The organism is Nocardia sp. bgisy118 (assembly GCF_057708605.1).
This window is the reverse complement of record NZ_JBYISM010000013.1, coordinates 135,673-149,211: the sequence shown is the minus strand read 5'-3', so window position 1 is coordinate 149,211 and position 13,539 is coordinate 135,673. Positions and strand designations below refer to the sequence as shown.

At 70.8% G+C, this 13,539-nt stretch carries 13 protein-coding genes; 4 read left to right on the top strand and 9 right to left on the bottom strand.

All coding sequences use genetic code 11. The features are described 5' to 3' along the window. Nucleotides 1-151 precede the first annotated feature (151 nt). The 7 genes from AC3EO7_RS18285 to AC3EO7_RS18255 form a co-directional block, all read right to left on the bottom strand. Complete coding sequence (locus AC3EO7_RS18285) at nt 152-754, bottom strand: DUF4126 domain-containing protein (protein WP_431969363.1); 603 nt, start codon at nt 752-754, stop codon at nt 152-154. Between the two features lie 239 nt (nt 755-993). Further along, on the bottom strand, nt 994-1,791 hold the full coding sequence (locus AC3EO7_RS18280) for an ABC transporter permease (RefSeq protein ID WP_435591845.1): 798 nt from the start codon (nt 1,789-1,791) through the stop codon (nt 994-996). Between the two features lie 2 nt (nt 1,792-1,793). Continuing rightward, nucleotides 1,794-2,690 (bottom strand): 2-aminoethylphosphonate ABC transporter permease subunit, encoded by an 897-nt coding sequence (locus AC3EO7_RS18275; RefSeq protein ID WP_435591844.1) that lies wholly within the window; start codon nt 2,688-2,690, stop codon nt 1,794-1,796. Nucleotides 2,691-2,739: 49 nt separating this feature from the next. Continuing rightward, a complete protein-coding gene (locus AC3EO7_RS18270) occupies nt 2,740-3,960 on the bottom strand; it encodes an ABC transporter ATP-binding protein (protein WP_435591843.1) in 1,221 nt (406 codons plus the stop codon). A 1-nt stretch (nt 3,961) separates the two neighbouring features. Then, complete coding sequence (locus AC3EO7_RS18265) at nt 3,962-5,029, bottom strand: 2-aminoethylphosphonate ABC transporter substrate-binding protein (RefSeq protein ID WP_435591842.1); 1,068 nt, start codon at nt 5,027-5,029, stop codon at nt 3,962-3,964. Nucleotides 5,030-5,078: 49 nt separating this feature from the next. Next, complete coding sequence (locus tag AC3EO7_RS18260; protein WP_435591841.1) at nt 5,079-5,768, bottom strand: phosphonatase-like hydrolase; 690 nt, start codon at nt 5,766-5,768, stop codon at nt 5,079-5,081. Between the two features lie 11 nt (nt 5,769-5,779). Next, entirely contained in the window at nt 5,780-6,907 is a 1,128-nt protein-coding gene (locus AC3EO7_RS18255) for a TIGR03364 family FAD-dependent oxidoreductase (protein WP_435591840.1), read from the bottom strand. 215 nt (nt 6,908-7,122) lie between these two features. On the opposite strand from AC3EO7_RS18255, the gene AC3EO7_RS18250 reads away from it, so the two are divergent. After that, entirely contained in the window at nt 7,123-7,773 is a 651-nt protein-coding gene (locus AC3EO7_RS18250; protein ID WP_435591888.1) for a GntR family transcriptional regulator, read from the top strand. A gap of 1 nt (nt 7,774) precedes the next feature. Here AC3EO7_RS18250 and AC3EO7_RS18245 read toward each other — a convergent pair whose 3' ends face one another. Further along, nucleotides 7,775-8,785 carry an LLM class flavin-dependent oxidoreductase gene (locus tag AC3EO7_RS18245; RefSeq protein WP_435591839.1) on the bottom strand — a complete coding sequence of 337 codons (1,011 nt, stop codon included), beginning with the start codon at nt 8,783-8,785 and terminating at the stop codon, nt 7,775-7,777. A 119-nt stretch (nt 8,786-8,904) separates the two neighbouring features. On the opposite strand from AC3EO7_RS18245, the gene map reads away from it, so the two are divergent. Together map and AC3EO7_RS18235 are read left to right on the top strand one after the other, a co-directional pair. Continuing rightward, on the top strand, nt 8,905-9,768 hold the full coding sequence (gene map, locus AC3EO7_RS18240) for a type I methionyl aminopeptidase (protein WP_435591838.1): 864 nt from the start codon (nt 8,905-8,907) through the stop codon (nt 9,766-9,768). A 49-nt stretch (nt 9,769-9,817) separates the two neighbouring features. Next, on the top strand, nt 9,818-11,395 hold the full coding sequence (locus AC3EO7_RS18235; protein ID WP_435591837.1) for a cobyric acid synthase: 1,578 nt from the start codon (nt 9,818-9,820) through the stop codon (nt 11,393-11,395). 85 nt (nt 11,396-11,480) lie between these two features. Here the strand turns inward: AC3EO7_RS18235 and AC3EO7_RS18230 are convergent, their stop codons facing one another. Further along, entirely contained in the window at nt 11,481-11,957 is a 477-nt protein-coding gene (locus tag AC3EO7_RS18230; RefSeq protein WP_431969343.1) for an LppP/LprE family lipoprotein, read from the bottom strand. Nucleotides 11,958-12,276: 319 nt separating this feature from the next. Between AC3EO7_RS18230 and AC3EO7_RS18225 the strand changes: the two genes are divergently transcribed. After that, the gene (locus tag AC3EO7_RS18225) at nt 12,277-13,509 is read left to right on the top strand and encodes a serine hydrolase (RefSeq protein ID WP_435591835.1); all 1,233 of its coding nucleotides are present in this window, start codon (nt 12,277-12,279) and stop codon (nt 13,507-13,509) included. Nucleotides 13,510-13,539: the final 30 nt, after the last annotated feature.

Genomic DNA, 13,539 nt, shown 5'->3' with positions numbered 1-13,539 from the left:
CGAGCCGGGCCTGGCACGAATTCGCAAAGCCAGTGCGGCTCATCCGGATTGCCCGATCGAGTGGGGCCGGGCGGGAATTCGCGAAGCTCGCGCGGCTCAGCCAGTTACCGACCGAGTAGAACTCGGTACGAGTTCGCACAGCTTGCTCGGCTCAGCCAGGTTGCGCGGCCGGCAGGCGGGCTCGGCGCCGTTCCCGCCGACGACGTCGAAAGCGGCGAATCCGGCCGGCCAGCACAACGATCAGGGTCAGGCCGATCAGCAGGAACGTTCCCGCGATCATGGCCGCGGCCATCGGATGGAAGATCGCGAGCGTGATGACGCCCGCAACACCGAGATCCTCCAGCGTGCTGGTCACGATATTGCTGGCAGGTTCCGGCGAGGTGTTGATCGCCATCCGGAGGCCGGCCTTGACGAGGTGACTGACCAGCGCGGCGGTGCCGCCCACCGCCGCCGCGGCCAGCTGCGGCAGCGAATCATCGGAACCCGCGAGGAGCGCCGCCACCACGGCGCCCGCGGCCGGACGCACCACGGTGTGCAGCGTGTCCCAGAACGTGTCGAGGTAGGGGATTTTGTCGGCCACCGCCTCGACGAGGAACAGCACCGCCGCGGCGACGAGCACGTCGGTGCGTTGCAGACCCTCCGGCACGTCGTCGGAAAGTCCGGTGATGCCGAACAACCCGAGCAGCAGCACCACGGCGTAGGCGTTGATACCGCTGGCCCAGCCCGCGGTGAAGATCAAGGGGAGCAGCGACACCCTGTGATCCTATGCGGCAGTGCGCTCGTCGCACCGTCCCGAGCGCCCTCACCACAGCGGTCGAGACCTCGCCCAGCTGCTTCCAATACAGCGCAGCTGCTTTCAGTACGGCACCGAGCCTCGAGCACGGACCGCCGCGCCTAGAGCACGCACCGCCGCGCCTAGAGCAGGCTAAGCGCAGGGCCCCGTGCACAGTCAGCACAGCGCCCAGGCGCGCTCGACACAGCGCTCCGAACGCATCAACGCAGCGCCGCACGGCCTTTCAGCCTGCCGAGCAGCACCAGCGCCACCAAGGTGACCAGCACCAGCAGCGTGGTACCGGCCGCCGCGTCGAACACGTCCCCGCGATCGGTCTGCCCGAAGATGGTGACCGGCAGCGTGCGCCAGGTGGCCGGATAGACCATGATGGTCGCGCCGACTTCACCCATCGACAGCGCGATCGCCAACCCCGCCGCCGCGCCGAGCGCGGGCAGCAGCAACGGCAGCGTCACCCGGCAGAGCACCCGGACAGGTCCCGCGCCAAGGGATTCGGCGGCCTGCCGGTAGGCAGGATCGAGCCGGTCGAGGGCGGCCGATGCCGCGCTGAAGGCATAGGCGAGCACCAGTACCGCGTGCGCCAGGATGACGATCCACCGGGAACCGCCGAGCAGCAGCGGGCGTTCGTTGAAGGCGACGAGCACGCCGAGGCCGATGGCGACCGAGGGCACCGCGACGGGCAGGTGGAACACGGCGTCGGTCAGCCTGCGGCACCAGGTCGGCGTCTCCCTGGCGGCCAGCGCGGCCCAGGTGCCGACGACGAGCGCGCCCGCGCCCGCCAGCAGCGCCGTCTGCAAGCTCACCGACAGGCTGGCCGCCTCGTCGCCCGACAGCGCCTCCCGGAAGTTGGCCAGGCCGAGATCCGAAGGGAGCGGACCGGTCCAGCTACCGGCCAGCGATGCCGCGACGACGGTGGCGATCGGGGCGACGAAAACGATCGTGACGACCAGACCGAACACCGCCAGTACCGCGGCGCGGCCGGTTCGGGTCCACACCAGCATGGTCACTGTCCTTTCCGCGCGGTCATGCGCGCGAAGACGAAGCGGTAGGCGGCGTAGAGCGTGAGCGACAGCGCGACCTGCACCGAGGCGAGCACCGCGGCGCCGGGCAGGTCGAAGGTCACGATGCCGCGGGTGTAGATCAGCGCGGGCAGCGTGAGCACGCCCTTGGCGCCGGTGAACAGCACGATGCCGAATTCGTTGAGCGTCAGCAACAGAACGAGACTGCCGCCGGCGACCATGGCGGGCCACGCCTCCGGGAGCACGATCTGGCGCAGTACCCGCCACGGCGAGGCGCCGAGACTGGCCGCCACGTCGAGCTGTTCGCGGGGTAGCTGGGCGAAGGCGGCGAGCAGTGGCCGCACCACGAACGGCGTGAAGAAGGTGATCTCCGCGGCGATCACGCCGAGCGGGGTGTGCAGGAAGTTCAGCGCGGGAGTGTCACGGCCGGTGAGGTCGGCGAGCAGCGCGTTGACCGCGCCCGCCGTGCCGTACAGGAACGTGAACGCGAGCGTCACGAGGAACGACGGCAGGGTCAGCACGGTGTCGATCAGCCTGCCGACCAGCGCCGAGCCCGGGAACGGGACGGACGCCAGCACGACGGCGAGGAACGCGCCGAGCACGAGACACCCGGCTGTCGAGGTGAATGCGATGGAAACGGTGCGCCACAACGCGTTTCGGAACGAGTCCGAACCCAGGACCGAGGACCACACCTCGGTCCCGCGCCCGTCCGGGGTGACCGTCGACTCGGTGAGCACCCGCAGGATCGGGTATCCGGCGACGAGGAGCACCACGAGCACCGGCGGCAGCGTCCAGAGTACCGCGCGCCGGGTCCGCCGCCGGGTGTCGGGTGCGTCGGGTTCGGCACTGGCCGCGGGGCGATCCAGCAGTGTCGCGCTCATCGCGTTCCTCCTCGCGCGGCCGTTCGGCGGGGCGCGAGCGCGGGACCCCTCATGCCCGCGCTCCGTTTCCATCGGAAGGCGCTGTGGTGGTGGGTGGTTCGATACCGACCCGGCGCGGGACGAGCACGCCCGCCGGGTCGGGGAATCGCACGCCGACCGCCGATCCGGGTGTCGCGGTCGCATGTCCGGGTACGTCCACGGCGAGCGGATCGGGCAATCCGTCCACGTCGACCTCCAGCCGCGTCGACGCGCCGCGCCATATGCTCGTGATCACCGTGCCGCGCAATGCGTTTCGCTCCGCCGCCGTCGTGAGTGTTACCGTGTGCGGCCGGATGCACAGCAGCGCGGCCGAATCCGGGTCCCAAGGGAGGCTGCCGATGCCCGGCTCCGGCGCATGGGCGCGCAGCGTGTGCGTGCCCGCGGTGACCAGCGCGGTGCCCCCGGATACCCGATTCACGGTGCACGCCAACAGATTCGCTCCGCCGAGGAAAGCGGCGGTGAAATCGCTGGGTGGCCGTTGCCAGAGGTTCTCGACGGTGTCCACGTCGACCAGCCGGGCGTCGCGCATGACAGCGATCCGATCGGCGAGGGCCAACGCCTCGGTCTGATCGTGCGTGACATACAGCATGGCGGTGTCCGGCAACGCCTCTCGCAGCTGCCGCAACTCGCCGAGCATGGACTGGCGCAGCTGGGCGTCGAGCGCGGCCAGCGGTTCGTCGAGCAACAGCACCGGGGGCCGGATGGCGAGCGCCCTGGCGATCGCCACGCGCTGCTGCTGGCCGCCGGACAGTTCGCGCGGCAGCCGCTTGGCGTAGTCGGCCATGCCCACCATGGTCAGTGCCTCGCTCACCCGGTCCGCGAGGGCGTTGCGTGGCACGCGATGCGCCTTCAGCCCGAAGGCCACATTGCCGTACACGGTCATGTGGGGGAACAGCGCGTAGGACTGCACCACGACGCCGATGCCGCGTTTGGCCGGGGACAGCTGCGTGACGTCGCGCCCGGCCAGCCGGACCGCGCCCGAGGTCGGCCGGACGAATCCGGCCAGCACCTCGAGCGCGGTCGACTTGCCCGACCCGCTCGGGCCGAGCAGGGCGACGGTCTCGCCCGCGGCGACGCGCAAGCTGAAATCGGCCAGTGCGACGGTGGTCTTGCGGCCGGAGCCGTACCGCACGCCGACTCGGTCGAACACGATGGCGGGTTCGCCGTCGGTGGCGGTCCGTGCCGTCCCGGTGGCGGTGGACGATTCGGTGAGCGTGTCGCCGGGGGTCATGTCAGCCTCCGATGACCTTCTCGTAGGCGGCCACGTCGTCGTTCAGGCCGGCGAGGACCTGGGTCCAGTCGGGACGCACGACCTGGACGCCGTGCAGTAGTGCGGCCGGGGTCGTGCCGGAGCCGGTGGCGGGCGCGCCGGTCAGATCGGTGCGGGCCGAGACCGCGAACGCGTCCGGGCCGAGCGTCTGCTGCACCTCCTTGCTCAGCAGGTAGTCCATCAGCTTCCTGGCGGCGTCGGCGTGCGGGGCGCCCTTGGCCAATCCCATGAAATAGGGCAGCGCGACGGTGTGCCTGGCACCGTCGGCCGAAGCGGGGAAGAAGATGCCGAACTTGGAGCCCTTCGAGGTGATCGACTCCGTGTTCATCTGGACGTCGCCGTTGGCGATCAGCAGCTCGCCCTTGTCGACCTTGGGCTGCAGCTTGCCGGTGGAGGCCGAAGGGCCGACGTTGTTGACCTGCAACCGCTTCAGGTAGTCGAGCGCGCCGTCCTTGCCGCGCAGCTGTTGCAGCAGGATCAGCACGGCGGTGCCGTCACCTGCCTGGCCCGGCGTCGAATACTGGAGCTTGCCTCGGTATTCCGGCTTCAGCAGGTCTTCCCAGGTGAGCTTCGAGGCGTCGACGGAGTTGTTCGCGATGAAGTTCAGATAGTTGCCCGCGAGGCTGACGAACCTGCCGTTCGGGTCTTTCTCGGTGGCGGGAAAGGCCGAGGTGTCCACGCCCAGTGGCTGCAAAAGCCCTGCGGCGTCGGCCTTCTGGATGAACGGAGGCAGGGTGACCACGATGTCGGCCTGCGGATTGGACTGCTCCTTCTCGAGGCGGTTGACCACCTCGCCGGAGCCCGCCGCGACGACGTCGACCGCGATGCCGGTCTCGGCGCGGAACTTGTCGAATCGAGTCCTGTACCAGGCGTCGAGGCCGTCGGCGGAGTAGACGGTGACCGTCTGCCCGCCGGAGCCGCCGGAGCCCGTGCCGCCGCAGGCCGCGGTGGCGGCGACCGCGGTGGCGGCGACGACGAGCACGGCGGTCCTGGTCAGGATGCGGGACAGGCGCGTGGGGGAAGTACGCACGATGGGAGCAACTTTCGCTTGGGGTGTCGAATTGTCGGAGGGACGGGACTCAGGCGCGCTCGGCGCGGATCAGCTCGGCGAATTCGGCCACTGAGGGCAGCACGTGGGTGGCGCCCGCGGCGCGCAGCCGCGGTTCGTCGTGCGTGCCGGTCAACGCGCCCGCGACGATGCGCGAGCCCGCGGCTAGGCCCGCGGCGATATCGCTGGTGGTGTCGCCGAGTACAGCGACGCGATCGACGGCGTCGATGCGCAGGCGCAGCAGCGCGGTGAGGACCAGGTCGGGGTAAGGGCGGCCGCGACCGGCGTCGGAGGGCGCCAGCGTGAGGTCGGCGATGTCACGCCAGCCGAGCGCGTCGAGCAGCCGGTCCTGGGTCTCCCGGCTGAAGCCCGTGGTGAGCGCCACCCGTACGCCCGCCGCCCGCAACGCCGAGATGGCCTCGGCCGCACCGGGAATCGGCGCGATGTCGACCTCGTCGATCAGGTCGTCGTAGGCGGCCTCGAAGGCGTGGTTGGCGGTCTGCGCGCGGTCCTCGTCGCCGAGCAGCGCGCGGAACACGGCGATCTTGGACTGGCCCATGGTGTCCAGCACGTACTGCCGGGCCCGTTCTCGCTGCGGCCCTTCGGTTTCCAGTCCCGCGGCGGTCGCGGCCACGTCGAAGGCGCGCAGCACCAGACCGCCGTCGGCCACGGTGGTGCCTGCCATGTCCAGGACGGCGAGGTCGATCGGGTTGTGCGGCATGATGGCTCCTCTCAGAGTCCGAGCAGGTCGGCGGTGTCCTCGCCGAGTACGGGGCCGAGCGTCATGCCGCGGCCGCCGGGGCCGGTGATCACCCAGACGTGCTTGTCGGCCTTGGCGCGGGTGACGATCGCGGCCGGGTCGACGCTTTGGCTGTACACCCCGGCCCAGCGGCGCACGATCGGCGGCAGTTTGCGGCCGAGCAGTTCCTCGGTGACGGAGGTGAGGTGTTCGTAGGGCGCCTCGTCCACGTCGAAGGCGAACGGTTCGGTGTATTCGTGGGTGTCGCCGATGGTGAGGCCGCCGTGCAGGCGCTGCACGCACAGCAGCTGCATCTTGTGCTCGGCCGCGGTGGCGGTCTGGGACTGCTCGCGTTCGAGCGCGTCCACCTCGGGTCCCGCGAAGCCGGGGTAGTAGCGGAAGCTGTCGCCGTCGGCGATCGCCGTGGTCAGCGGCTCGCCCAGCGGCGCGGTCTGCATCATCTGGAGCCGAACCCGGCGCACGGGGATCGTGCCGACCAGCTCCCTGGTCAGCCCGGTGTGCGCGGCGCCGGGGCAGACCAGCGCCAGGTCGGCGGTGAAGGCGCGGCCTCGGTCGTCGAGAACCGTTGTGCCGGAGCCGGTGTCGGTGACCGACCGGGCTTCGGTGGCGTCGTGGAAGGTGTAGCGGCCGGTCGCCGTGAGGTAGGCGCGCAGCGCGGGCAGCGCCTGGCGCGACTCGACCGCGGCGTCGGTCGCGCAGTGCAGACCGGCGAGGTACTTGCCACGCAGCGCCGGGTTGATCGCGCGCACCCGCTCGGGCTCCAGCAGGTCGAAGCCGCGCGCCTCGGCGCTGTCGCTCGCCGCCGCGGCGGCCGCCACCGCCAGTTCCTCGGGGGTGCGCACCAGCGTGATGGATCCGGCCGGGCGGAAGCCGACGCCGGGGACCTTGCCGCCGATCTCCTCCCAGAGCTCGCGCGAACGCAGGGTCAGGTCGAGCTCCGCCGCCGACCGCCCGGACACCCACACCAGGCCGAAATTGCGCACCGTCGCGCCGCGTGCCTCGGGCTCGCGCTCCAGCTGCACGACCTCGTGCCCGCGACGGATCGCGGCCCAGGCGTGGGCGGTGCCGAGAATTCCACCTCCGATGATGACCACTCGCATGGGACCCATGGTGAGCAATGGTCTAGACCGATGGGTGTTCCCCGCGCGAACGCCGGGTTAACAATTGGTATAGACCAATTGCGGGTAGGCTGTCGGGCATGGAAGCAACGGAGGTGACGCGCGGCAGGCGCGGCGAGACGTTCGGCAGGAGCGCCGAATTGGCCATCCCGGAGCGCTTGCCGAAGTCGTATCGGGTGCGCACCGAGCTGGAGGGGATGATCGGCGAGCTGGACGAGGGCGATCCCGTGCCCTCGGAGCGCGAACTGGCCGTGCGGTTCGAAGTCGCCCGCGAGACCGTCCGGCAGGCGTTGCGAGATCTCTTGGTGGAGGGCCGGATTCGGCGGCAGGGCCGGGGGACGGTGGTCTCGCGGCCGAAGATGGTGCAGCCGTTGTCGCTGCGCTCCTACACCGAGGGCGCGCTGAGCCTGGGCCGGGTGCCCGGCCGCATCCTGGTCACCTGGGAGGACGTCCCCGCCGACGCGGACACCGCCCGTGATCTCGGGCTGACCGCGGGCACGCCCGTCATGCACCTGGAGCGGGTGCTGCTCGCCGACGGCGAGCGCATCGGACTGGAGAGCACCTTCCTGCCGCTGACGCGCTTCGCCGGCCTTCGCGACCACTACGACCCGACGACCTCGCTCTACGCCGCGGTGCGCGCCTCGGGCGTGGAATTCGGCGCCGCCACCGAACGCATCGAGACGGTGCTGGCCTCTCCGCGCGAGGCTGCGCTGCTCGAATGCACCACGGCGCTGCCGCTGCTGTTGCTGCACCGGCGCAGCGTCGACGACGACGGAGCTCCGATCGAACGGGTGCGCGCCCTGTACCGTGGCGACCGGATCGCGTTCGAGGCGCGACTGTCGGAGTAGCTCACCGGATCTGCGGGGCCACCTTCGCGCCGAGCAGATCGATGTTGTGCAGCACTTTTTCGTGCGGCAGCGTGCCGACGCTGGTGTGCAGCATGAACCGGTCCAGGCCGAGCGTGTCGCGCACCGCGGCGATCTTCTCGGCGACATAGTCCGGCGTGCCGACGAACAACGAGCCGCTCTGCGAGCGGGAGGCGTCGAAGTGTTCGCGGGTCATCGGGCCCCAGCCGCGCTCGCGGCCGATGGTGCTCATGGCCAGCGCGTACGGCTGGTAGAAGTCGGCGACGGCCTGCTCGTCGGTGTCGGCCACGTAGCCGTGCGCGTGCACCGCGACCGGCTGCCGCTCGTGCCCGCCCTCCGTCAGCGCGCGGTGATACAGGTCGACCAGCGGCCGGAAGCGCGCGGGCTGGCCGCCGATGATCGCCAGCGCCAGCGGTAGGCCGAGCAGCCCGGCGCGGATCACCGACTCCGGGCTGCCGCCGACGGCGATCCATACCGGAAGTGGACGGTCGTCGGTGCGCGGATAGGCCACCGCGTCGCGCAGCGGTGCGCGGAACTTCCCGGACCAGGTGACCGGCGCGTCCTCGCGCAGCCGCAGCAGCAGCGCCAGCTTCTCCTCGAACAGCTCGTCGTAATCGCCCAGGTCGTAGCCGAACAGCGGGAACGACTCGGTGAACGAACCGCGCCCGGCCATCAGCTCGGCGCGCCCGCTCGACAGGCCGTCCAGCGTCGCGAAGTCCTGGTACACGCGGACCGGGTCGTCGGAGCTGAGCACGGTGACCGCGCTGGTCAGCTGGATGCGCTCGGTGCGCGCCGCGATCGCCGCCAGCACCACGGCGGGCGCCGACGCGGCGAAGTCCGCGCGGTGGTGTTCGCCGACGCCGTACACGTCCAGGCCCGCGCGCTCGGTCGTCACTGCCTCCTCGACCACCTCGCGCAGGCGCTGCCCGGCGCTCGGCGCGGGCCGGTCGCCGACCGGATACAGCTCGGCGAACGTCGTCAGTCCCAGTTCCACAGTTCGAGTCCCGTCGGTGCGTAGTTACTGTGCCAGGGTTAACGGACTGCGGTCCGGCTCTATTCCGCCCCGGCGCGGGCGGGCGGGTGCCACCGGCCGGGTCCAGATACTCTTGTCCCATGTCCGTGCGTACCCGTAAGCCACTCGTTCCCGGCACGCTCTCGCCCACCCGCGAGGTGCCGCGCTCCATCGAGCGACCGGAGTACGCGTGGAAGAAGACCGTCAACGAGGGGCGCGAGCCCTGGGTGCAGACACCGGAGACCATCGAGAAGATGCGCATCGCGGGCACGATCGCGGCGCAGGCGCTCGAAGAGGCCGGTAAGGCTGTCGCGCCCGGCGTCACCACCGACGAACTGGACCGCATCGCCCACGAGTTCCTCTGCGACCACGGCGCCTACCCGTCGACGCTGGGCTACAAGGGCTTTCCGAAGTCCTGCTGCACCTCGCTGAACGAGGTGATCTGCCACGGCATTCCGGACTCCACCGTCATCGAGGACGGCGACATCGTCAATATCGACGTCACCGCCTACATCGACGGCGTGCACGGCGACACCAACAAGACCTTCCTCGCGGGCGACGTGGCCGAGGAGGTCCGGCTGCTGGTGGAGCGGACCGAGGAGGCCACCATGCGGGCCATCAAGGCGGTCCGCCCCGGCCGGGCGCTCAATGTGATCGGCCGCGTCATCGAGTCCTACGCCAACCGGTTCGGTTACGGTGTGGTGCGCGACTTCACCGGCCACGGCGTCGGCCCCACCTTCCACAGCGGCCTGGTGATCCTGCACTACGACCAGCCCGCCGTGGAATCGATCATCGAGCCGGGCATGACCTTCACCATCGAGCCGATGATCAACCTCGGCGGCATCGACTACGAGATCTGGGACGACGGCTGGACCGTGGTCACCACGGACCGCAAGTGGACCGCCCAGTTCGAGCACACCCTGGTCGTCACCGAGACCGGCGCGGACATCCTCACCCTGCCGTGAGCGCCGCGCGCGGCGGCGCCCGATCCGGCCGAGCTTCGGAGCGGTCGCGATGAGGGGCGCGCTGCTGATCGCGGGCACCACCTCCGACGCCGGGAAAAGCGTTGTGGTGGCTGGCATCTGCCGCATGCTGGCCAGGAAGGGCGTGCGGGTGGCGCCGTTCAAGGCGCAGAACATGTCCAACAACTCCGTCGTCACGCTGGACGGCGGCGAGATCGGGCGCGCTCAGGCCTTGCAGGCGCGCGCCTGCGGTCTGGAGCCGAGCGTGCGCTTCAACCCGGTCCTGCTGAAGCCGGGCAGCGACCGCCGCTCGCAGCTCGTGGTGCGCGGCAAGGCCGTCGGCACCGTCGGCGCCGCGGACTATTTCCGACACCGGCAGGAGCTCCGCGCGGTCGTCGCCGCCGAACTCGCCGCGCTGCGAGCCGAATTCGACGTGGTCATCTGCGAAGGCGCCGGATCGCCCGCCGAGATCAACCTGCGCGCCACCGATCTGGCCAATATGGGTCTGGCCGAGGCCGCGCGGCTGCCGGTGCTCGTCGTCGGCGACATCGATCGCGGTGGGGTGCTCGCGCATCTGTTCGGCACCCTCGCCGTCCTGGAACCCGCTGACCAGCAGCTCGTTTCGGGATTCGTGATCAACAAGTTTCGCGGCGACGTCGAGCTGCTGCGGCCGGGCCTTGATCGGCTCACCGAGCTGACCGGGCGGCCCACCCTCGGCGTCGTGCCGTTCGCCGAGGATCTGTGGATCGACGCCGAGGATTCGCTCGGCACGATCGCCGACGCCCCGGTCGGTCGCCCGGCCGCACCCGCGGGAACGGAATGGCTGACGGTCGCGGCCGTCCGGCTGCCGCGCATCTCGAACTCCACCGACGTCGAGGCGCTGGCCTGCGAGCCCGGCATCGCGGTGCGCTGGGTGCGCGATCCCTCCCGGCTGGCCGACGCCGACCTGGTGGTGCTGCCGGGCAGCAAGTCGACGGTGTCGGATCTGGAATGGTTGCGCCGCAGCGGAATCGCCGCCGCGCTGGCCGACCGCGCCGCGGCTGGCAAGCCCATCCTCGGCATCTGCGGCGGCTATCAGATGCTGGGCCGCCGCATCGTCGACGACGTGGAATCGGCGGCGGGCGCGATCGACGGACTCGGTCTGCTCGACTTGGACGTCGAGTTCGCCGAGCCGAAGGTGCTGCGCCGCACTGATGGTCGCGGCGCGCCGGGGCCGGACCCAGCCGAGCCGCTCGGCACCGCGGGTATCCCGTTGCACGGCTACGAAATCCACCACGGACGTGTGACGCGCAGCGGTGACTCGGCCTGGCTCGACGCGGCGGGCGAGCCGGAAGGCAGCGTGCGCGGCGCTGTCTGGGGAACGCACCTGCACGGGCTGATGGAGTCCGACGACTTCCGGCGCGCCTGGTTGCGCGAGGTCGCGCGGCACGCGCGGCGCACGGGTTTCCGCGTCGCCGAAGGTACTTCGGTCTCCGCCGTGCGCGCCGCCCAACTCGACCTGCTCGCGGACCTGATGGAGCGCCATCTCGACACGAACCTGCTGGCAACGCGAATCACCGAGGGCGTGCCGGAGGGCATGCCGACGCTCCGTTCGGATCTCCTCGCGCCGGACGTCCAGTACCAGCCCTAGGTGGCTCCTCCTCCGCCTTGCCAGGCGACGATCCGATCCACGGAGGCATCCCGCCGGACCTCGAGACAGGGCCTAGCGACGGCCGCTAACGGTGCGGATGGGTGACCTCCTCCGGCAGCGGCTCGCTCATGGCGACCCCCGAGCCGGTCCATGTGTAGGTAATCGACACGGGACCGCCCTGCGGCGCGGCGAACGGCTCGTCGGCGACCAGCCACTTGTACTGCACGGTGACCGAGTCGCCGTTCGAGCCTGCCACGTGCGTGAACGCGTAGGGCTCGAAAGTGGCTGTGCCCAGGTACTTTCCGTCGTGGAAGAACAGCACGTGGATGGGCGCGCCCGCGGATACCCCGCCCACGGCGCGCACCCAGAGCAGCTGTCCGCAGCTGCCCGGCTGGTCGGTCGAGGCGCGGTCCGCCACCCAGCCCTCGCCCAGTCCGGCCAGCGCGCTGCGCACGCCCGGCGACGCGGGGTCGACGCAGCGGCCGGGGCCGCCGATGCCGTTGTCCGGCGCGGTGACGGTGCCAGGGGTGGACGGGCTGGGCTGCGGCGCCGTAGGGGTCACGGGCTGCGGCTGGTTCGTCCCCGGCGCGGCGACGGAGGGCGGGGCCGCATCGTCTGGGGCGGGTTGCCGGGGCCCCGCGGGCGCCGACGTCCCCCCGGGCGCGGATGTCGGCGCGGCCACCGCAGTCGTCCGCTGCGAAGTCGGTGTCGGCTGCGTCGAATCGTCGCTCCCGCAGCCTGCTGTCAGCGCTGCCGCCGCGGCGACCAGCGCGGCCAGTCGAACCCTGTGGTTCATTGTCCCCTCGATTCTGTCGCGACCGTGCCATCGCACGCTCGTATGGTCCATCGCGGCCGCACCGGACATCGCTACGCTGGGCAGGGTGAATGCGCCTGCTGGCTTGTTGGTGACGGTTGCCGCCGATCTGGATTCGGTGACGACCGCCGGGCCCGAAGACGATCCGGCCGATGCCGGGGTGAGCCGCGCCGCGATCGCCGCGGTGTGGGAATCGGTGCGCGACTGGTATCGGCTGGGGACCACGCCGGCGATTCAGGTGTGCCTGCGACGGAACGGGAAGATCGTCCTGAACCGGGCGATCGGGCACGGGTGGGGCAACCGGCCGGGCGATGGGCCGGAGGTCGCGCGGGTGCTCGCCACGCCGGACCTGCCGTTCTGCGGGTTCTCCACCGCCAAGGGAGTCTCGGCGGCACTGCTGGCCATGCTGGTCGAGCAGGGCGCGTTCGCGCTGAACGACCCAGTGTGCGAATACATTCCGGAATTCGCCGCCAATGGCAAACAGCGGATCACGATCGGTGACGTGCTGTCGCATTCGGCGGGCGTGCCGTTCGTGACGCCGCCGTATCGGGGGTACCAGCTGGTGGTCGACGAGGAGCTGGCGGTGCGGGCGCTGGCCGATCTGCGACCCAGCTGGGCGCCCGGTCGTTTCCGCGTCTATCACGCGCTGACCAGCGGCTTGATCCAGCGACTGCTGGTGCAGCGGGCGACGGGGAAGCGGATGCGGGAGCATCTGCACGAGCAGGTGCTCGCGCCGCTGGGCTTCCGCTGGACCAACTTCGGCGTGCGACCCGAGGAGGTCGATCGAGTGGTGCCGAGCGTGCCGGTCGGTCCTGGTCCGTCGCGGGCGTGGAAGTTTCTGGCGCGCAAGGCGCTCGGCGGCGGCATGGGCGCGGCGATGACCGACGAGGCGACCCGCGCCTTCCTCACCGCGGAACTGCCGTCGGGCAATCTCGTCACCACCGCCTACGAACTGTCGCGCTTCTACGAAATCCTCGCGCGCGGAGGAGAACTCGATGGCGTGCGGATCATGCGGCCGGAAACCCTGAACGCGGCGGTGCGGCCCGCGAAGCGGATACCCGGCATCGCGGGCCGGGTCAGCGTGGCGGGCTACGAACTCGGCGGGAGCCGCTCGAAGTTCGGCCGCCACACCGAAACCCATTTCGGCCGCAGCGGGCTGACCACCCAGTACGGCTGGGCCGATCCCGCCCGCGGCCTTTCCGGCGCCATCCTGACCAACGGCAAGGCGATAGCAGACGCCGACCGCCCCTGGCAGCTGGTCGCCCAGATCTCGGCGGCCATCGCCCGCAAGGAGTCCTGAACCGTACAGCTCTCCCACCGGTGCTCGATG